General features: G+C 61.3%; 18 protein-coding genes. 13 read left to right on the forward strand and 5 right to left on the reverse strand.

Annotated features, from left to right (window positions below; genetic code table 11):
• Positions 1–29 precede the first annotated feature (29 nt).
• Together pyk and NL154_RS17995 are read right to left on the reverse strand one after the other, a co-directional pair.
• Positions 30–1,469, reverse strand: coding sequence for a pyruvate kinase (gene pyk, locus NL154_RS17990; RefSeq protein ID WP_210629876.1), 1,440 nt, complete (start codon positions 1,467–1,469; stop codon positions 30–32).
• A complete protein-coding gene (locus tag NL154_RS17995) occupies positions 1,469–1,954 on the reverse strand; it encodes a DUF1036 domain-containing protein (RefSeq protein WP_434733143.1) in 486 nt (161 codons plus the stop codon). Before NL154_RS17995 ends, pyk begins: the two co-directional genes overlap by 1 nt.
• 199 nt (positions 1,955–2,153) lie before the next feature.
• Here NL154_RS17995 and NL154_RS18000 point away from each other — a divergent pair, with 199 nt between their 5' ends.
• The 3 genes from NL154_RS18000 to NL154_RS18010 all read left to right on the forward strand — a co-directional run bounded on the left by NL154_RS18000 (position 2,154) and on the right by NL154_RS18010 (position 3,630).
• Entirely contained in the window at positions 2,154–2,942 is a 789-nt protein-coding gene (locus tag NL154_RS18000; RefSeq protein ID WP_210631562.1) for an N-formylglutamate amidohydrolase, read from the forward strand.
• A gap of 27 nt (positions 2,943–2,969) precedes the next feature.
• Complete coding sequence (locus tag NL154_RS18005; protein ID WP_434733144.1) at positions 2,970–3,275, forward strand: DUF1244 domain-containing protein; 306 nt, start codon at positions 2,970–2,972, stop codon at positions 3,273–3,275.
• A 91-nt stretch (positions 3,276–3,366) separates the two neighbouring features.
• Positions 3,367–3,630, forward strand: coding sequence for a DUF2312 domain-containing protein (locus NL154_RS18010; protein WP_008533181.1), 264 nt, complete (start codon positions 3,367–3,369; stop codon positions 3,628–3,630).
• A 157-nt stretch (positions 3,631–3,787) separates the two neighbouring features.
• Here the strand turns inward: NL154_RS18010 and NL154_RS18015 are convergent, their stop codons facing one another.
• Positions 3,788–5,629 carry a DUF882 domain-containing protein gene (locus NL154_RS18015; RefSeq protein WP_221122980.1) on the reverse strand — a complete coding sequence of 614 codons (1,842 nt, stop codon included), beginning with the start codon at positions 5,627–5,629 and terminating at the stop codon, positions 3,788–3,790.
• 178 nt (positions 5,630–5,807) lie between these two features.
• Complete coding sequence (locus tag NL154_RS18020) at positions 5,808–7,352, reverse strand: sigma-54-dependent transcriptional regulator (RefSeq protein ID WP_221122979.1); 1,545 nt, start codon at positions 7,350–7,352, stop codon at positions 5,808–5,810.
• Between the two features lie 207 nt (positions 7,353–7,559).
• On the opposite strand from NL154_RS18020, the gene NL154_RS18025 reads away from it, so the two are divergent.
• The 10 genes from NL154_RS18025 to NL154_RS18070 all read left to right on the forward strand — a co-directional run bounded on the left by NL154_RS18025 (position 7,560) and on the right by NL154_RS18070 (position 18,935).
• Positions 7,560–9,416, forward strand: a complete 1,857-nt coding sequence (locus NL154_RS18025) for a M3 family oligoendopeptidase (protein WP_210629872.1) — start codon at positions 7,560–7,562, stop codon at positions 9,414–9,416.
• Positions 9,417–9,733: 317 nt separating this feature from the next.
• Positions 9,734–10,888: an aminodeoxychorismate synthase component I gene (locus tag NL154_RS18030; protein ID WP_210629871.1), complete on the forward strand. Its 1,155-nt coding sequence runs from the start codon at positions 9,734–9,736 to the stop codon at positions 10,886–10,888.
• The gene (locus NL154_RS18035) at positions 10,885–11,514 is read left to right on the forward strand and encodes an aminotransferase class IV family protein (protein WP_210629870.1); all 630 of its coding nucleotides are present in this window, start codon (positions 10,885–10,887) and stop codon (positions 11,512–11,514) included. The genes NL154_RS18030 and NL154_RS18035 overlap by 4 nt, the downstream gene beginning before the upstream one ends.
• A 2-nt stretch (positions 11,515–11,516) precedes the next feature.
• Positions 11,517–11,801, forward strand: a complete 285-nt coding sequence (locus tag NL154_RS18040) for a YciI family protein (protein ID WP_434733145.1) — start codon at positions 11,517–11,519, stop codon at positions 11,799–11,801.
• Between the two features lie 166 nt (positions 11,802–11,967).
• The gene (locus NL154_RS18045; protein ID WP_210629868.1) at positions 11,968–13,419 is read left to right on the forward strand and encodes a homospermidine synthase; all 1,452 of its coding nucleotides are present in this window, start codon (positions 11,968–11,970) and stop codon (positions 13,417–13,419) included.
• Between the two features lie 173 nt (positions 13,420–13,592).
• The gene (locus tag NL154_RS18050; RefSeq protein ID WP_210629867.1) at positions 13,593–13,967 is read left to right on the forward strand and encodes a hypothetical protein; all 375 of its coding nucleotides are present in this window, start codon (positions 13,593–13,595) and stop codon (positions 13,965–13,967) included.
• A 202-nt stretch (positions 13,968–14,169) separates the two neighbouring features.
• Positions 14,170–16,143, forward strand: a complete 1,974-nt coding sequence (locus tag NL154_RS18055) for a 5'-nucleotidase C-terminal domain-containing protein (protein ID WP_434733146.1) — start codon at positions 14,170–14,172, stop codon at positions 16,141–16,143.
• Positions 16,144–16,266: 123 nt separating this feature from the next.
• Positions 16,267–17,301: a ferrochelatase gene (gene hemH / locus NL154_RS18060; RefSeq protein WP_210629865.1), complete on the forward strand. Its 1,035-nt coding sequence runs from the start codon at positions 16,267–16,269 to the stop codon at positions 17,299–17,301.
• 143 nt (positions 17,302–17,444) lie between these two features.
• Positions 17,445–18,476: an SPFH domain-containing protein gene (locus tag NL154_RS18065; RefSeq protein ID WP_210629864.1), complete on the forward strand. Its 1,032-nt coding sequence runs from the start codon at positions 17,445–17,447 to the stop codon at positions 18,474–18,476.
• Between the two features lie 3 nt (positions 18,477–18,479).
• The gene (locus tag NL154_RS18070; protein ID WP_434733147.1) at positions 18,480–18,935 is read left to right on the forward strand and encodes an NfeD family protein; all 456 of its coding nucleotides are present in this window, start codon (positions 18,480–18,482) and stop codon (positions 18,933–18,935) included.
• Here the strand turns inward: NL154_RS18070 and NL154_RS18075 are convergent, their stop codons facing one another.
• On the reverse strand, positions 18,936–19,931 hold the full coding sequence (locus tag NL154_RS18075; protein WP_210629862.1) for a KpsF/GutQ family sugar-phosphate isomerase: 996 nt from the start codon (positions 19,929–19,931) through the stop codon (positions 18,936–18,938).
• Between the last annotated feature and the right edge of the window lie 73 nt (positions 19,932–20,004).

Below are 20,004 nucleotides of genomic sequence, written 5' to 3' on the forward strand. Positions count from 1 at the left end.
CAGCGGGCTTCATCAGGGATGCGATCGGATCAGATGCCGCTTTGGCCGTCCGATCCGATATAGGCAATGCGCAGCATGTTGGTGGCGCCGGGCGTGCCGAGCGGCACGCCGGCCGAGATGATGATGCGATCGCCTGGCTTGCCGAACCCTTCGTCGGCGACGATGCGGCAGGCGCGGTTGACCATGTCGTCGAGATCGGTCGCATCATGGGTGACGACGCAATGCAGGCCCCAGACGACGGCAAGCCGGCGCGCCGTCTTGATGATCGGCGACAATGCCAGGATCGGCACCTGCGGGCGCTCGCGCGAGGCGCGCAGGCCCGTCGTGCCGGAGGAGGTGTAGCAGACGATCGCCGACAGCTTCAGCGTCTCGGCGATCTGGCGGGCGGCAAGCGAGATCGCATCGGCGCCGGTCGCTTCCGGCTGGGCGCGCTGGGCATAGATGATGCCGGGATAATGCGGCTCGCGCTCGATGGCGCCGGCAATTGACGCCATGGTCGAGACGGCCTCGACGGGATAGTCGCCCGAGGCCGATTCGGCCGAGAGCATGACGGCATCGGCACCTTCGAAGACGGCGGTCGCGACGTCGGAAACTTCGGCGCGCGTCGGAACCGGCGCCGAGATCATCGATTCCAGCATCTGCGTGGCGACGACCACCGGCTTGCCCGACCGGCGGCAGGCGCGGATCAGCTGCTTCTGAATGCCGGGAACCGATTCGAGCGGCATTTCGACGCCGAGATCGCCGCGGGCGACCATCAAGGCATCGGAAAGCTCGATGATCTCTTCGATCCGCTCGAGAGCCTGCGGTTTTTCGATCTTCGACATCAGACCAACGCGGCCGCGGGCGATCTTGCGCACCTCGGCAAGATCGTCCGGGCGCTGGACGAAGGAAAGCGCCACCCAGTCGACATCGTCGGTGGCGAGCACGGCATCGAGATCGGAACGGTCCTTGTCGGTCAGCGCACCGACGCCAAGCAGCGTGTCGGGAAGGCTGACACCCTTGCGGTCGGAAATGCGCGTGCCGGAGATCACCGTCGTGACGATGCTCTTGCCGTCGCATTTTTCTGCGCGCAGGGCGAGCTTGCCGTCGTCGATCAGCAGACGGTGGCCAGGCTGCACCGATTCCAGGATCTCGGGATGCGGCAGGTAGACGCGCGTGGCGTCGCCAAGCGCTTCATTGTTGTCGAGCGTGAAGGTCTGGCCGGGTTTCAGGTCGACCTTGCTGTCGGTAAACTTGCCGACGCGCAGCTTCGGTCCCTGCAGATCGGCGAGAATGCCGATCGGCCGGCCAGAGCGCGCCTCGACCGAGCGGATGCGCTGGATGAGCGTTCGCATCAGGTCGTGGCTCGCATGGCTCATATTGATGCGGAAGACGTCGGCACCGGCCTGGTGCAGCTTCTCGATCATCGATTCCTCGGCGGAGGCGGGCCCGAGGGTGGCGAGGATTTTAACTTTGCGATTACGCTTCATCAATTCTGACTTTCTTGCGTCCCTGGGGTGTCGGAGAGTTGAACCATCCAGCTGCCCTGGCGGCCCGTGTCATATTCCTTGAATCCCATCTTCTGATAACCCCGGGCATAACAATCTTGCACGCCCGAAATCTTGAATTCGTTTTCCGCCACGCACATCTGCACGTCCCCCGTCCACCGTCCTCCCCGGGCGGCGTCCTCTGCGTAGAGGTAATAATAGCGCGACTGCAATTCTCCCTCGATCAGCGTGGCGCAGGTCGTTGCCGGCACCTGCCACCAACCCTCCGTGATCCAGCCGTCCTTGGCCCTGTATCCGATTGCCACCCCGACCAGATTTTGCGTTCCGTTGCAGACGCGAAAATCGGCGCGTGCGGCATCTGCGATGAGGAACGGCATGGCGGCTGCAAGAGCAAACAGGGCGAGTCGGACCAACGGTCCGGACCGCGTGAGGAAACTTGGCGCGGCTTGAATCAACACGGCTCCCAAATAGCTCCACGGTTATTCGTATCCGTGTCTTCTTGCGCCGCCCTCATCCGAAAGTCAACGCAATGCTAATCGATTATATTCCCTTTCATAGCTGGCTGCGGAGGTTCATATCCGCTCTCGCCGCCTGTCACGCTTGAACCGGTCGCGGGCGCATGCAATCACTGGGCACGACTGCGCAATGATCAACGGCAATTCCTTCATGGACGACTTTCAATCCTTCGAAATTCTACCCGGAAAACATGATAAAGGCATGGTGATCATCGCCGATCACGCGATGAACCGTCTTCCCGCCCGGTATGAGAGGCTCGGCCTGCCTGGGTCGGCCTTTGCCCGCCACATTGCCTATGACATCGGCATCGAGGGCCTGACGCGACAGCTTTCAGCGAAGCTCGGCGTACCGGCAGTGCTCGGCGGTTTCTCGCGCCTGCTGATCGACCCGAACCGCGGGGAGGACGACCCGACGCTGATCATGAAGATCTCGGACGGCGCCGTCATATCAGGCAATCACCCAATCACGCCGCAGGAATGGAATTACCGGATCGAAGCCTTTCATCGGCCCTACCACGATGCCGTGGCAGGCACGATCGACACCGTGGCGAATAGCACCGGCAAGGCACCGCTGGTACTGTCGCTGCACTCTTTCACGCCAGCGTGGAAGAGCATTCCCCGACCCTGGCACGCCGCCGTTCTCTGGGACAGTGACCGGCGCGCCGTCGGCCCGCTGCTCGATATGCTTCGCGCCGATCCCGATCTCGTCGTCGGCGACAACGAACCCTATGACGGCGCTTTGAAGGGCGATACCATGTACCGCCATTGCATGGTGACAGGCATTCCGCATGCCCTGCTCGAAGTGCGTCAGGATTTGATCGCTGATGAAGCCGGCATATCGGCATGGGCCGAGCGCCTGGCGCCGATTTTTGCGGCGATGAATGCCGATCCGGCCCTGCACGAATACGACGTCCACCAGTCGCGCACCGGCCCCTATTGAGAGCCCATGGAATGAAAGGAGAGCGAGATGACCGCGCTCAGCAAGGAACAACAGACCGAATTCGAAGCCGCCGCCTTCCGCCGTCTGATCGCACATCTTCGTGACCGCAGCGACGTCCAGAACATCGATCTGATGAACCTGGCCGGCTTCTGCCGCAACTGCCTATCGAACTGGTATCGCGAGGCCGCCGAGGCCCAAGGTGTTCCGATCAGCCGGGACGAATCGCGCGAGATGATCTACGGCATGCCCTATGAGGACTGGAAGAACCTCCACCAGAAGGGGGCCTCACCTGTGCAAAAGGCGGCATTTGAGCTGAACAAGCCACACAAATAGTCCGCTTGGCCTTTAACGGGCTTGACCGTGACGCCGCTTCGCGGCAGTCACGTGCATCCAAAATTGATCACCGAAAAATCAGGAGAACACGATGTCTGATGCTCATGGCGTCGCCCGCGATCAGCTTCGCGCTTTCATCGAGCGCATTGAACGGCTGGAAGAAGAAAAGAAGACCATCGCCGACGACATCAAGGACGTCTATGGCGAGGCCAAGGGAATGGGCTTCGATACCAAGATTCTGAAGAAGGTCGTGGCGCTGCGCAAAAAGGACGAGCAGGAGCGCATGGAGGAGGAAGCAATCCTCGACACCTATCTGCATGCGCTCGGCATGATCGAAGCGCCGCCGGAAGGCTGATTTCGCCGACATCGCTGCTATCGAAAGCCGCCGCCTCCGGCGGCTTTTCTTTTGCGCCGGATCCTGCTGGCCGACCAACTGTTCAAACGTTCGAACAGTCAGAAGAAAAACCGCCGGATCACTCTGCCGGTTTTTCGGTCTGACGAGATCGGCAGGCTCAGTTCGTGTTGAACTTGCGCACTTCCATGAAGTTGACGGCCGTGCCGCTGAAACGGGCCGGATCGACCGAGGCGGTCTTGACGTTGAAGCCCTCGGCATAGACAGCGGTCGGCTGGGCGCGCATCGTCTGGCTGACGAAGCGCGGCGCCTTGACCTGCTTGGACGCCATTTCGAGACGGGCATTGGTCAGCGCCCACTGCGAGATCATCTTCTGCGTCAGCTTCGGCTCGGTACGCACCGTCGCGCGGCTGGCATCGGCTGCGGCGGCTTCTTTCTGCGTCGGACGGCCGCCTTTGACCGGGAGGGGCTGCGGCGCGGGGCTCTCGGCAGCCGGCGCGTCGAAAGCATCACCGAAGCTTGCCGATTTGGTCGCCGGCGCCAAGGCAGCGAGCTGCAATGACGGCTTTTCGGCGGGCGCCTTTTGCGGCATCGCGGCGGCGATTGCCTGCTCCACGCTCATGCCGGGCTCATGCGAGGCGACTTGGCTTTCCGTATCCTTATTCTGCTGCTCGAGCGCGTCGGCGATGGCAGGAGACAGGCCGCCATCCTGATCGGCTTCGTCTGCCTCCGCTTCCGGATCAGCATCCGCCGCAGCAAGCAGATTTTCGGCAACGGCAGGGCGCTCGACCGGAGTGGGAACCGGCAGTCCGTTCTGCATGTTCGGATCGACCGACGCGACCTCGGCGTCACCAGGCGCGCGGCGCTGACCGAGAAGCGAGGGAACGGGAATGCTGTAGGCGCTGAGATCGGCGAATTGCTGCGGCTGGGCCTGATCGGCAGGAAGCGCCGCGGCAAGGGCCTGCTGCGCGGCGTTACCCGAAGACGGCGCCACCAGCGCGCTGGCCATTTCGCTGCCGGCCGGCTGGTTGCTGAAGGCCGGGCGAACCTGCGGCACCGGCGCGTTCAGGGCTGCGACCTCTGTCTGCTGCGGCTCGGCAGGAGCAGGCTCGACCTTCGGCGGCGTCGCCTTGGCGACAGCAACGGGAGCCGAATCGTCTGTGTCATCTTCCTGTTCATCCGCCCCGCCGCCAAACAGCGCTGCAAACAGCGTCTTGTGTTTCGGCGCCGATTCGGACGCACTGGCGATCTCGATCTGGGTGCCGTTGACGCGGCGCTTGTAATCGGCCATCGCCTGCTGATAGCCGGGCAGCGGCTTGCCGTCGGCCGGAATGTGAATGGTGTTGCCGTTCGGGAAAAGCCGGACAAGCTCGTCGCGGCTCATGCGCGGCCAGGCGCGAACCCCGCCGACATCCATATGCACGAAGGGTGAACCGGATTTCGGATAGAAGCCGACGCCGCCGATCTGCATCTTCATGCCGATGGCCCGCAGCGCCGCAAGCTTGACGTCGGGAATGAAGAAGTCCATCGCCTTGCCGAGCATGTGCTGGCTCTTTTCGGCGACGCCGGAATTGCGCGAGCGACCGCGCAGCATCTCGTTGGTCGCCGGCGAACGGAAACCGCAGACGACGTTGATGTAGTCCCGCGAACCGCTCTGGCGGTAGACTTCCCAGATCAGGTCGAACAGGCGCGGATCCATCTTCGTCGGCTGGTTCTTGCGCCAGTCGCGCAGGAAGCGGTTCAGCTGCTCCAGACCCTTCGGGTCGAACTTGCCGTTACGCTTGTAGGTGATGACGGCTTTTTCGCCGGTATGGATGAAATAGAGCTTGAGGCTGCGGGTTTCGCCCGCTGCCTGAGAAGGTGTACTGACGAATACCGGTGAGGAAACCGCAAGCGCAAGAAGGGCGGCCGCCGCCGTCCTCACTGCCTTTCCGCAGATGTCGGCGCACAAAGAACGCCAGCTCAAGCGCGAAGGCTTGGAATTCCCATTCAGATTCGGCAACTCGATCCCCGTCAGACAGACAATGTCCCGTACTGTCTCAGATGACTGTCAAATGCGGTCACACGATGGCAAAAATGCCACACATGATCAACCTTTTCTTTACATAGTGAACGAGCCACTAACAAGTGGTTTATGATCAGTAACAAATCGTGGTTGCCCGAGTCTTAATAAATGGGGCTTAAGCCGCATCTTTCTGGGGATTATCGGGATCTATGCCGTAATCTTTGAGCTTGCGATAAAGTGTGGACCGGCCGATGCCAAGTTTGCGCGCTACTTGACTCATCTGCCCACGATAGAATTTGAGTGCGAATCGGATGAGTTCCTCCTCGACGTCGGCGAGTTTGCGCACGTCTCCGGAGGGATTGACGCTGGCAATGGCGTTTTCGGAAGTCTCCGGCAGGCGGTGGTGCACCTCACCCGGCATCGGCGCCCGGTATTCCTCGCCGTAGGCTTCATCCGGGTCGAGGCCGGTATTGTCGGCAACGAGCGCCAGGTGGTCCACCACTTCATATTCCGGAAGCTGGGCGGCGATCTGCGGGAAATCCGCCTCCGTCAGCTCCGGCCCTTCGGCGAGAACGACCGCACGGAAGATCGCATTTTCGAGCTGGCGAATATTGCCTGGCCAATCATAGGCGGTCAGCAGTGCCAGCGCGCCTGAATTGACAGTCATGCGGCGGCCGTTCTTCTGCTCGCTGGAGAAGCGGTCGGTAAAGACGCGCACCAGGTGCGGGATGTCTTCCTTGCGCTTGCGTAGCGCCGGAATGGTGATCGGGAAGACGTTGAGGCGATAATAGAGGTCCTCGCGGAAATGGCCGTTCTTGACCTCTTCGATCAAATCCTTGTTGGTCGCCGAGATCAGCCGGACATTGACCTTGTGCGCGGTGCGCGCGCCGACCGTCTCGATTTCGCCCTGCTGCACGGCGCGCAGGAGTTTCACCTGCACCTCGAGCGGCAAGTCGCCGATCTCGTCGAGGAAGATGGTGCCGCCATCGGCTTCCATGAATTTGCCGATGTGACGTTCGGTCGCGCCGGTAAACGCGCCCTTCTCGTGACCGAAGAGAATGCTCTCGACAAGATTATGCGGGATCGCCCCGCAATTGACGGTGACGAACGGCTTGTTCGAGCGGTCGCCGCCGGACTGGATAGCGCGCGCCACCAGCTCCTTGCCGACGCCGGATTCGCCTTCGAGCACGACGGGAATGTTGGACTGAGCCGCCCGCTGGGCGAGATCGATGACGCGGATCATCGCCGGGCTGGCCGAAACGATATCGTCGAAGCCGACCGAGCCCGAGCGCGACCGGCGTCCCGCCCGCGCCTTCACCTCGCGCTGGTCCAGCTTCATCGCATTCGCGATCGAGGTGGCGATCCGTTCGGGTGAGACCGGCTTGACGACGAAATCGAAGGCGCCGGCGCGCATCGCCTGCACCACGGTCTCGATACCGCCCTGGCCCGTCTGCACGATAACCGGGATCTGCGTGCCGAATTCGTGAAGCGCGTCGAGAAATTCGAGGCCGGTCATCTCGGGCATCATCAGGTCGAGCACGATGACATTGAAAAGGCCGCTGTCGCGTTTGACCATTTCCAGGCCGATGCGGCCGTTTTCTGCCTGGTGCACGACATGGCCGTGACGCTCGATTGCGTTCTTGAGCAGACGGCGCTGCACCGGGTCGTCCTCGACCACGAGGATTTGCCCTGCTCCCTTGAGCTCATTGTAACCGGTCATTGTCGCTCCACTTCATGCGAAACCATGAAGCGCACTCTGGCAGAAAGGCTTGAACATCCAGTTTTGAGAAATAATTGCATTTTAACGATTGCGAAGACCCGATTTCGTGCCGAAGCGAGGCCTTTTATGCGCCGAAAGGCCCTTGATGCGGTGCCTTCTCGCGCTTATTCAAACAGACCTGTTATAAAGTGGAGAGGAATTGCGCCCATGAAAATCGAGCCCCTGCACGCCGGCTTTTTTTTCTCGCCAGCAACGCCAGCCGGGGCGGCGGCCGATCCGGCGCTCGGCGACCTGCCGGTCTGGAAACTGCAGGATCTTTATCCCTCCGCCACGTCCACCGCCTTCGTCGCCGACATGGAAAAGGCCGGCAAGGCCGCGATCGCTTTCGAAGAAAAGTGGAAGGGCAAACTCGCCGAAGCAGCAGTGAAGACCGGCACCGAAGGCATCGGCGCGGCGCTGAAGGAATATGAGGCGCTTGACGATATCATGGGCCGCCTCGGCTCCTTTGCCGGCCTCACCTATTTCTCCGACACCACCAATCCGGCCAACGGCAAGCTCTACGGCGACGTCCAGGCCAAGGTCACCGAATTCTCCGGCCATCTCCTGTTCTTCGCGCTCGAGCTGAACCGGATCGACGACGCCGTCATCGACGCTTGCATGGCGAAGGACCCCGATGCCGGCCATTATCGCCCCTGGCTGATCGACCTGCGTAAAGATAAGCCCTATCAGCTCGACGACAGGCTGGAGCAGCTCTTCCTTGAGAAGTCGATGACATCGGCCTCCGCCTTCAATCGCCTCTTCGACGAAACCATGGCGGAACTTCGTTATGAGATCGATGGCGAGAAAGTGCCGCTCGAGGTGGCGCTGAACATGCTGCAGGAGAAGGATCCGGAAGTGCGCCGCAAGGCGGCCATGGCTCTCGCCGAAACCTTCAAGGCGAATATCCGCATCTTCACGCTGATCACGAATACGCTTGCTAAGGACAAGGATATCTCCGACCGCTGGCGCGGCTTCGAGGATATCGCCGACTCCAGACATCTGGCAAACCGCGTCGAGCGCGAGGTTGTCGACGCCTTGGCCGCAGCCGTCCGGGAAGCCTATCCCCGCCTTTCGCACCGCTATTATAAGATGAAGGCGAAATGGCTCGGCATGGAGCAGATGAATTTCTGGGACCGCAACGCGCCCCTTCCGGAAACGTCGAGCGCCGTGATCTCCTGGGCGGACGCGAAGGATACGGTGCTCTCGGCTTACGGCAATTTCGCCCCCGAGATGGCCGATATCGCCAGACGCTTCTTCGACGAGCAATGGATCGATGCCCCGGTTCGCCCAGGCAAGGCGCCCGGCGCCTTCGCTCATCCGACGGTTCCCTCGGCTCACCCCTACGTGCTCGTCAATTATATGGGCAAGCCGCGCGACGTTATGACGCTTGCCCACGAACTCGGCCACGGCGTCCATCAGGTTCTTGCCGGGGCGCAGGGCGCGCTGATGTGCCAGACGCCGCTGACACTGGCCGAGACCGCATCCGTCTTCGGCGAGATGCTGACCTTCCGCGCGCTCCTGGAAAAGACCACCGACAAGCGCGAGCGCAAGGCGATGCTTGCCCAAAAGGTCGAGGACATGATTAACACGGTCGTGCGCCAGATCGCCTTCTACGAATTCGAGCGCAAGCTGCACACCGCCCGCAAGGCAGGCGAACTCACCGCCGACGACATCGGCGAGCTCTGGCTCTCCGTCCAGTCGGAAAGCCTCGGGCCGGCGATCAATATTTCAGAGGGCTACGAGACCTATTGGGCCTATATCCCCCACTTCGTCCATTCGCCCTTCTATGTCTACGCCTATGCCTTCGGCGACTGCCTGGTCAATTCGCTTTATGCCGTCTACCGGAAGGCCGAGAAGGGCTTCCAGGAGAAGTATTTCGAACTCTTGAAGGCCGGCGGCACCAAGCATCATTCCGAGCTCTTGAAGCCTTTCGGCCTCGACGCAACCGATCCGTCGTTCTGGAGCCAGGGCCTGTCGATGATCGAAGGGCTGATTGACGAGCTGGAAGCGCTAGATAGGGCGTAAGTCTCGGCTAAGGCCAGAAAGAGCGAACCTCATGGCGGGCTGTTGATCAGCCAGCCGCATTCTGCAACGTCCACGAGGAACCATGACGGCACCCCCCTCTCCCTCATTCCTGTGCTCGTCACAGGAATCCAGCGCGCCCAAGTCCTTGGACGCGGGAGACTCTTCAGGTGCCGGAATTGTGTCATTCACGGCGCAGACGCGCCGTGGCTGGATTCCTGTGACGAGCACAGGAATGAGGGTGGATGTAGCCGCGGTCCCGGCCTACCGCAGCAAGACCATCGCCAGCGTCGGGTGACCAAGCAAGATGCGGCGCAACCATGCCTGATCGCTATATTCTCTTCCGCGACGACACTTCAGGCCAAGTGATGCTTTTCGCCGAGCCCGCCGAGATCATCCTTGCCAGGACGCGCGCCGAATTCTTCGCAGGTCTCGCCCGCATGGAAGAGGCCAAGGCCGAGGGCAAATGGCTTGCGGGCTACATGGCATACGAGGCCGGATATCTCTTCGAAGAAAAACTCGCTTCCTTTGCCGGAGAAGGTCGCGAAACGCCGCTCCTCTATTTCGGCGTCTTCGACGCACCGCAGCCGGACACGCATCCACTTGCCCAGCCGAAACAGCGTCTCGAAAACGAGGAATTCCTCACCGCCCCGAAGGCCGCCTGGGATTTCCCTATATATAAAGAGCGTTTCGACCGTCTTCACCAGCACCTGCGGCTCGGCGACGCCTATCAGGCGAACCTCACCATGCCGGTTGAAGCTCGCTGGAGCGGCGATCCCCGTGCCGCCTTCTGGTCGCTGATCGAACGCCAGCCGGTGAAATACGGCGCACTGGTCGATCTCGGCGGTCCGCTCATCCTGTCGCGTTCACCCGAACTCTTCTTCCGCACGGATGAGCAAGGCTGGATCGAAACCCACCCGATGAAGGGCACGGCAAAACGCGGCACGACTGCCGCCGAGGATGCCGAAATCATCGCGGCCATGCGGGCAGATATCAAGACCCAGGCCGAAAACCGCATGATCGTCGACCTCCTGCGCAACGACATCTCCCGCATCACCGAGGTCGGCACGCTCAATGTCCCGAAGCTCTTCGACGTCGAGACCTATCCGACCGTCCACCAGATGGTCAGCCATGTGCAGGCCAGACTTCGACCCGGACTATCGATCCGCGACATCTTTGCCGCCCTCTTCCCCTGTGGGTCGATCACCGGCGCACCGAAGATCCGGGCGATGGAGATTCTCCACGTGCTCGAAGATACCCCGCGTGACGCCTATTGCGGCGCAATCGGCATGATCTCGCCGACCGGCGCCATGCGTTTTTCCGTCGCCATCCGCACCGTCACGCTTTTCGACGGCGGCAAAGCTATCTTCAATGTCGGCGGCGGCATCGTCTTCGATTCCACCGCCGAGGCCGAATATGAGGAATGCCTGCTCAAGGCCCGCTTCGCGGTCGGCGACCAGTGGATCGCGCGATGACCGATTTTTCGCTGATCGAGACGTTGCGCTGGCAGCCCGGCGAAGGCTTCATCCGTCAGCGCCTGCATCTGGCCCGGCTTTCCCGCTCCGCCCGTCGCCTCGGTTTTCCGCCGCCGACCGATGTGCAAACAAAGCTCGAAGCAGCCGTTGCCGGCGCTGGCGGCCCGCTGCGCGTCCGGCTGACCTTCGACCCGCAAGGCGAGATCGAGGTGACGAGCGCGCCCTTCATCCCGCTGGCGCCACAGTCCGTTTGGAGTGTCCGTATCGCCAAGACCCGCCTCCACTCCGCCGACAGCCTGCTGCGCGTCAAAACCACACGGCGCACCGTCTACGAGACCGCCCGCGCCGAATATGCTCAGGCGGAAGCCGACGAGGTCATCCTCTTGAACGAGCACGACGAAGTCTGCGAGGGCACCATCACCTCCATCTTTCTCGACGACGGAAGCGGCATTCTGCGCACCCCGCCGATCTCCTGCGGCCTGCTCGCCGGCGTGCTGCGCACCGAACTCATCTGCGGGCGCAAGGCCCGCGTCGGCCGTCTCACACTTGCCGATCTTGATGCCGGCACGCTGTATGTCGGCAACTCGCTGCGCGGACTGATCCGCGCAAACCTTCTCAGGAAATGATCATGTTCATCCTCTCCCTTACCTATCGCAAATCCAACGATGAGGCCGACAGGCACATGGAGCCGCACATGGCCTGGGTGAAGGAGGGTTACGCCAAAGGCTGGTTTCTCGCCTCCGGCCGCAAGGTGCCGCGCACCGGCGGCGCGATCCTCGCCATCGGCGACCGTGCCGCAATCGAAGCCTATGTCGCCGTCGATCCCTTCACTATCCACGACGTCGCCGAATACGAAATCACCGAACTTGCGATAACGACGGCGGTCGAAGGACTGGAAATCCTGAAGCGATGATTTTCGTTCAGAGGATCTCGTCGCCCCGATATTTGCCCTTTCCCCGTCAACACTCTTTATTGTGACGGCGTTTTGTGGTTAGAGCCGGTCACTTCGCAATTTCTGCGGCAATCTCACAAGAATTCTTCAGGCTGAACGCCTTCGTCCCCTTCCACAGGAGAAAAGAATGACGGAACAGAACTATCCGGTATATGCCGAAATTACCGGTCCGATCGTGATGATCGGCTTTGGCTCCATCGGCCGCGGCACCCTGCCCCTGATTGAGCGCCACTTCAAATTCGACAAGAGCCGGATGGTCGTCATCGACCCGCGTGAAGAACCCTCCGACATGGAGATCCTGAAGAAACACGGCGTTCGCCACATCCAGGAATATGTCACCAAGGACAATTACAAGGAGCTGCTGAAGCCCCTGCTGACGAAAGGCGAAGGCCAGGGCTTCTGCGTCAACCTCTCGGTCGACACCTCCTCGCTCGACATCATCAAGCTCTGCCGCAAGCTCGATGTTCTCTATATCGATACGGTTGTCGAGCCCTGGCTCGGCTTCTATTTCGACAAGGGCATGAGCAATGCCGACCGCACCAACTATGCGCTGCGCGAGACGGTGCGCAGGGAAAAGGCGAAAAACCCCGGCGGCGCCACCGCCGTCTCCACATGCGGCGCCAATCCGGGCATGGTCTCCTGGTTCGTCAAGCAGGCGCTCGTCAACCTCGCCAATGATATCGGCGTTAAATTCGAGGAACCGGACCAGCACGATCGCGAAGGCTGGGCCAAGCTGATGAAGAAGGTCGGCGTCAAGGGCGTCCACATCGCCGAGCGCGACACCCAGCGCACCAAGCATCCGAAGCCGCTCAACGTCTTCTGGAACACCTGGTCCGTCGAAGGCTTCATCTCCGAAGGCATGCAGCCGGCCGAACTCGGCTGGGGCACGCACGAGCAGTGGATGCCGAAGAACGCCAAGAAGCACAAGAAGGGCAACAAGGCGGCGATCTACCTGGAGCAGCCGGGCGCCAACACCCGCGTGCGCACATGGTGCCCGACCCCCGGCCCTCAATACGGCTTCCTCGTAACCCATAACGAGTCGATCTCGATCGCCGATTATTTCACGGTCCGCGACAAGGACGGCGAAGTCACATTCCGTCCGACCTGCCACTATGCCTACCATCCGGCCAACGACGCCGTGCTCTCGCTGCATGAGATGTTCGGCAACGGCGGCACCCCGCAGCCGGTCCACCACGTACTCGACGAGGACGAGCTGGAGAACGGCATCGACGAGCTCGGCGTCCTGCTCTACGGCCATGAGAAGAATGCCTACTGGTATGGTTCGCGCCTGTCGCTGGAAGAAACCCGCCGCATAGCGCCCTACCAGAACGCCACCGGCCTGCAGGTGACCTCTGCCGTTCTCGCCGGCATGGTCTGGGCGCTGGAAAACCCGAAGGCCGGCATCGTCGAAGCGGATGAGATCGATTACAAGCGCTGCCTCGACGTGCAGATGCCCTATCTCGGCCCGGTCGAAGGACACTACACCGACTGGACCCCGCTCGACGGTCGTCCCGGTCTCTTCCCCGAGGACATCGACACCAAGGACCCGTGGCAATTCAGGAACGTCCTCGTTCGCTGAAAATCGCCCTCACAGGATTTTGACAATGCCCGCCGCAAGGCGGGCATTTTTGTAACGCTGGCTGTATAAATGGCTCCGCCGCCGCTCCAAGCCTTGCCATCATGGCGAGCGCACGTCATGTTTTGCCCGAACTTGGCGGGTGACCGCCACGCCGAATCGCCGGGAGAAGCCTTATGAAAATCAGAACTGGTCTTGTTCTTGTCGGTGCAGCGGCCACTCTTGCCGCCTGCGTTTCATCAGGACCGCAACAGCGACCGATCGCAGTCGCGCCGCCTGCAACAAATTCTGTTGAAGGCGAATGGACGGATGCCAACGGCTTGACCTCCGCCTTCACGAATGGACAATTCGTAACCCGCACCAGCGACGGAACGAACACGCAGATGGCATCCGGAACATATACAACAACCCCCGATGGGATCATTCAGATAAACCTTTACTCGAATGTTAAGCGGACGACTTCCCTGGTTAATTGCGCCATGAGCGGCACGAGCCAGCTGAATTGTACGACTGCAACGAATTCGCAGTTCACGCTTACACGTCGTTTGTAATGCTTCAATATCACCCTGCAAAAGCTCCCATTCGGGAGCTTTTTTGTTTTGCGGCATCTTGGAAAGCGCCGCCGCAAACCCAGCTTCCCTCTTGCGACTAGGCGTCGTTTGTTGAAACATCGGCACGCGGGAAACCGCCTGACACCATTATAGGGATCGGCGAGGATCAGGGGGATCTCTCGCCTCAATCAGGAGAACAAGGATGACGAAGTCTTTCAGCTTCGGTCTTTTGACCGCGTCCATGCTGGCGCTGAGCGCGGGCGCCGCCTTTGCCGATTACGAACTCAATATTCTTCACATCAACGATTTCCATTCACGCATCGAATCGATCAACAAGTTCGATTCCACCTGCTCGGCCGAGGAGGAAGGCAAGAAGGAATGCTTCGGCGGCGCCGCCCGCCTGAAGACCGCGATCGACCAGCGCCGCCAGGCGTTATCGGGCAAGAATGTGCTTCTCCTGAATGCCGGCGACAATTTCCAGGGTTCGCTCTTCTACACCACCTATAAGGGCGCGGCCGAAGCCGAATTCCTGAACCTGATGAAGTTCGACGCCATGACCGTCGGCAATCATGAATTTGACGACAGCGAGGACGGGCTTGCGACCTTCCTCGACAAGGTGCAATTCCCCGTCGTGACGGCGAATGTCAAGGCGAGCGCCGCCTCCAAGCTCGGCGACCGCATCAAGCCCTCGCTGGTGCTCGATGTCGGCGGCCAGAAGATCGGCATCGTCGGCGCCGTCACCAACGATACGCCAGAGCTCTCCTCCCCCGGCCCGAATGTCACGATCGAAGATGACGTTCAGACGATCACATCAGCCGTGCAGGACCTGAAAAGCCAGGGGGTCAACAAAATCATCGCGCTGACCCATGTCGGTTATCCCCGCGACCTGGCTTTCATCGCCAAGATCCCGGACGTCGATGTCGTCGTCGGCGGCCACTCCCACAGCCTGCTTTCCAACACCGACCCGAAGGCTGAAGGCCCGTATCCGACGATGGTCGACAATCCGGGCGGCTACAAGGTGCCGGTCGTCCAGGCCGCCTCCTACAGCAAATATCTCGGCGACGTCGTCGTCAATTTCGACGATAACGGCGTCGTCAAGGAAGCCAAGGGCGATCCGATCCTGATCGACGCGTCCTTCACACCCGATCCGGCCGTCGTCACCCGCGTCGCCGAATTGGCAAAACCGATCGAGGAACTGCGCAAAAAGGTGATTGGCTCCTCCGAAAGCCCAATCGAGGGCGACCGGAAGGTCTGCCGCGTCAAGGAATGCTCGATGGGCAATCTAGTGGCCGATGCCATTCTCGATCGCACCAAGAACCAGGGCGTCACCATCGCCTTCCAGAACGGCGGCGGCCTGCGCGCCTCGATCGACGGCGGCGATATCACCCAGGGCGAAGTCATCACTGTCCTGCCCTTCCAGAATACCCTCGCCACTTTTGAAGCAACCGGCGCGGACGTCGTCAAGGCGCTCGAAAACGGCGTCAGCCAGGTCGATCAGGGCGCCGGCCGATTCCCGCAGGTCGCCGGCCTGAAATTCTCGTTCGACCAGTCGAAGCCAGTCGGCAGCCGCGTCAGCGATGTCCAGGTGAAGGAGGGCGACAACTTCGCGCCGATCAACCCGGCCAAGACCTACAAGATCGCCACCAACAACTTCATGCGAGCCGGCGGCGACGGCTATTCGATCTTCAAGCAAGGCAAGAACGCCTATGATTACGGCCCGGATCTCGCCGACGTGACCGCCGACTACGTCGCCGCGCATTCGCCCTATAAGCCCTATACCGATGGCCGCGTCACCGAAATCGGCGCGACCGTGGCACAGGCGCCAGCTGCCGAACCGGCGGCTCCCGCGCCGGCGGCACCTGCGCCGGCCACTGAGCCCGCTCCTGCCCCTGCGGCCCCGGCCGCACCCGCACCAGCCATCGAGCCTGCCCCGGCCGCGCCAGCCCCGGCAACACCGGCAACTCCCGCGCCCGCGGCGGAACCAACTCCGGCGGCCTCCGCCCCCGCCGCAACAACGCCTTCCACCCACGTTATCGCGGCCGGCGACACCTTTTGGGATCTCGCCGTCAGCTTCTATGGCGATGGGACGCTGTGGCGGAAGCTTTCGGAGGCCAACGGCAAGCCGAATCCGCACCACCTGACGGTTGGCAAGGAGATCCAGGTTCCTGCAAAATAAGACGATTTGTCTCGACACCATCGGCCGGCTCGGGGTTTCCCGGGCCGGCTTTTCTTTCTATAGGGTGAACCATGTTCTCGAAGCTGCGTATCAGCCGATGAGACAACGAGCGTTGGGGCTAGAATGACAGCAGATATTTCACTTCGCCCGGCGGACCATCCGGCCGTCAATTCAGGCAAGATCGGCGTGCTGCTGGTCAATCTCGGCACGCCCGACGGCACCGACTACACCTCGATGCGCCGCTATCTCAAGGAATTCCTGACCGATCGCCGCGTCATCGAATGGTCGCCCTGGAAGTGGTATCCGATCCTCTTTGGTATCGTGCTCAACAGACGCCCGCAGAAGGTCGGCAAGGCCTACGAGCTGATCTGGAACAAGGAGAAGAACGAAAGTTATCTCCGCACCTACACGCGCAACCAGTCGGAACTGATGACCGAGCGCCTACGGGATCTCGACAATGTCAAGGTCGACTGGGCGATGCGCTACGGCACGCCGTCGATCGCTTCGCGCATCGATGCGCTGAAGCAAGAAGGCTGCGATCGTATCGTGCTCTTCCCGCTCTACCCTCAATATGCGGCGGCAACGACCGCAACCGTCAACGACAAGGCCTTCCAGAAGCTGCTCACGATGCGCTGGCAACCGGCTCTGCGCACCGTGCCCGATTATCACGATAACGAGACCTACATCGAAGCCCTCGCCCAATCCGTCGAAAGACATATTTCCACGCTCGACTGGAAGCCGGAGATGCTGCTCGCCTCCTTCCATGGCATTCCGATGTCCTATTTCAAGCAGGGCGATCCCTATTACTGTCAATGTCAAAAGACCGGCCGCTTGTTGCGCGAGCGGCTCGGGCTCACCAAGGAAAACTTCATGGTCACCTTCCAGTCCCGCTTCGGGCCGGAAGAATGGCTGCAGCCCTATACAGACAAGACGGTGGAGAAGCTTGCCCAGGACGGCGTCAAGCGCATCGCCGTCATCAATCCCGGCTTCGTCTCCGACTGCCTGGAAACGCTGGAAGAAATCGCCGAACAAGCCGCGCATTCGTTCCACGAGAACGGCGGCGACAAGTTCACCCATATCCCCTGCCTCAACGACAGCGAAGACGGTATGAAGGTGCTGGAAAAGGTGGTCCGCCGCGAATTGCAGGGTTGGGTCTGAGAAGAAGATAAAGACCTTTCCTAGAGCCTCCTTTTCAGCTGGAGGTGGTGCATCCGCGTGTCATTTCTTCCTCGCAAAGAACATGCTAATTCACCACATCAGTTGTGAGGCGCTTGCGCATGCGCCGATGGGAGGAAATTTTCATGCTGTTCGGCGGCTTCGACATCGTCGTAATCGTGCTGGTCATCTTCGTCATTCTGGTCCTCTTTGCCGGGATCAAGACCGTACCGCAGGGCTATCGCTACACTATTGAGCGCTTTGGCCGTTATACCCGCACGCTGGAGCCGGGCCTCAACCTCATCACTCCCTTCATCGAGCGCGTCGGAGCGCGGATGAACGTGATGGAGCAGGTGCTGAACGTGCCGACCCAGGAAGTGATTACCAAAGACAATGCCTCGGTTTCAGCCGATGCCGTCGCATTCTTTCAGGTTCTGAATGCTGCCCAGGCCGCCTACCAGGTTTCCCACCTCGAAAATGCCATCCTCAATCTCACCATGACAAACATCCGCTCGGTCATGGGCTCCATGGATCTCGACGAACTGCTTTCCAACCGCGACGCGATCAATGACCGGCTGCTGCGCGTCGTCGACGAGGCGGTGCAGCCATGGGGCATCAAGGTCACCCGCGTCGAAATCAAGGACATCCAGCCGCCGCGCGACCTCGTCGATGCGATGGCCCGCCAGATGAAGGCCGAGCGCGAGAAGCGCGCCCAGGTGCTCGAGGCCGAAGGCGCGCGCAATGCGCAGATCCTCAGGGCCGAAGGCGCCAAGCAATCCGCGATCCTCCAGGCCGAAGGCCAGCGCGAAGCCGCCTTCCGCAACGCCGAAGCCCGCGAGCGACTGGCCGAGGCCGAAGCCAAGGCGACGAAGATGGTCTCCGAGGCGATTGCCGCCGGTGACGTTCAGGCGATCAACTATTTCGTCGCCCAGAAATACACCGAAGCGCTCGCCTCGGTCGGCTCGGCGCCCAATTCCAAGATCGTGCTGATGCCGATGGAAGCCTCTTCCATCCTGAGCTCGCTCGGCGGCATTGGCGCCATCGCCCGCGAAGTCTTCGGTGACGCCGGCAATCCGCCGCCGCCGCCCCCGCCGCGTCCGCGTCCCGCGCCGATCCGCTCTACGCCGCCGATCAATCCGCCGGCCCCCAATCCCTTCAATCCGGATCCGGAGCGATAAGCCATGCTGGCGAAGATCATCGCGGAACTCGGTCCATGGAGCTGGTGGGTTGCAGGCCTCGTGCTGCTCGCCGCCGAAATGATCGTGCCCGGTTTCTTCCTGGTCTGGATCGGCCTCGCGGCCTTGATCGTCGGCGCACTGTCGCTGCTCTTCTGGGACAGCGCCTTCTGGGTCTGGGAACTGCAAGCGATCCTTTTTGCGCTTCTGGCCGTCGCCACGACCGTTGCCGGCCGCCGGCTGACGCTGCGCAACGCCGAGACCGACGAGCCCTTCCTCAATCAGCGCGGTGCGAGCCTCGTTGGCCGTACGGCGACGCTGCAGGAACCGATCCGCGAAGGCCGCGGCCGCATCCGCCTCGACGATACGCTATGGCAGGTAATGGGGCCTGATTTGCCTGTGGGAACACAGGTGAAGGTGATCTCGTGTCACGGCCGCGACCTGCGGGTCGAACCGGTCTGATCAGGCGACGCCGATCCGCAGAAGGTCATGGAAGTGCACCAGCCCGATCGGCCGGCTGTCCTCGTCGATGACGATCAGGGCCCCGATGTGGTGCTGGTTGAGCAGCGCCAGGGCGGCCGTCGCAAGCATCGTCGGTTTCACCGTCTTCGGCGTCTTCGTCATGATGTCGTCGACGGCAAGCTCGGCAAGGTTGCGGCTCAGATTCCGAGCCATGTCGCCTTCGGTGACGATGCCGCAGAGCCGCCCATCCCGGTCGAGCACGCCGACGCAGCCGAAATGCTTGCGCGACAGCACGGTGATCGCCTCCGGCATCGGCGTGCCCTTGGTAACGAGCGGCAGCTTCTCGCCGGTATGCATGATATCGGCGACATGCATCAAGCTCGCACCCAGCTTGCCGCCGGGATGAAAAACGTGGAAATCGGTGGCGCTAAAGCCCCGCGCCTCCAGGAGTGCGACCGCCAAGGCATCGCCGAGTGCAAGCTGCATCAGCGTCGAGGTCGTCGGCGCCAGCCCATTGGGGCAGGCTTCCTGTTCGTTCGGCACCAGAAGCACGATGTCGGCGGCCGTCGCAAGCGAGGAAGCTTCGCTGCAAGTAATCGCGATCAAGGGGATCGAGAAGCGCCGCGTGAAGGAAATGATACTCTTGAGTTCGGCGCTCTCGCCGCCTTTGGAAATCGCCAAGACGACGTCATCGCGCGCTATCATGCCGAGATCGCCATGATTGGCTTCGGCCGCATGCACGAAAAAGGCTGGGGTGCCGGTCGAGGCGAATGTCGCCGCGAGCTTAGTACCGATATGGCCGCTCTTGCCGACGCCGGTAACGATGACCCGGCCGGAGATGTCGCCGATGATCTCGACGGCGCGGGTGAAAGGACCGGCCAGTCCGTTGTCAAAGGCCCGTTCGAGCGCTTCAAGACCGCGTTTCTCGGTCTCTATCGTGCGTTTTGCCGATTCGAGCACGCTGTTTTCAACGAGTTTGATCGCTCTTCTGTTCATGGAGATGCGTTAGACCTTTTCACTTTCCAAGTCCACCCCGCACCATTTCCGAATTGTGAACAGCGCCCGCCGG

The sequence above is a fragment of the Rhizobium sp. YTUHZ044 genome, assembly GCF_051123975.1.
In the GTDB taxonomy this organism is placed as follows: Bacteria; Pseudomonadota; Alphaproteobacteria; order Rhizobiales; family Rhizobiaceae; genus Rhizobium.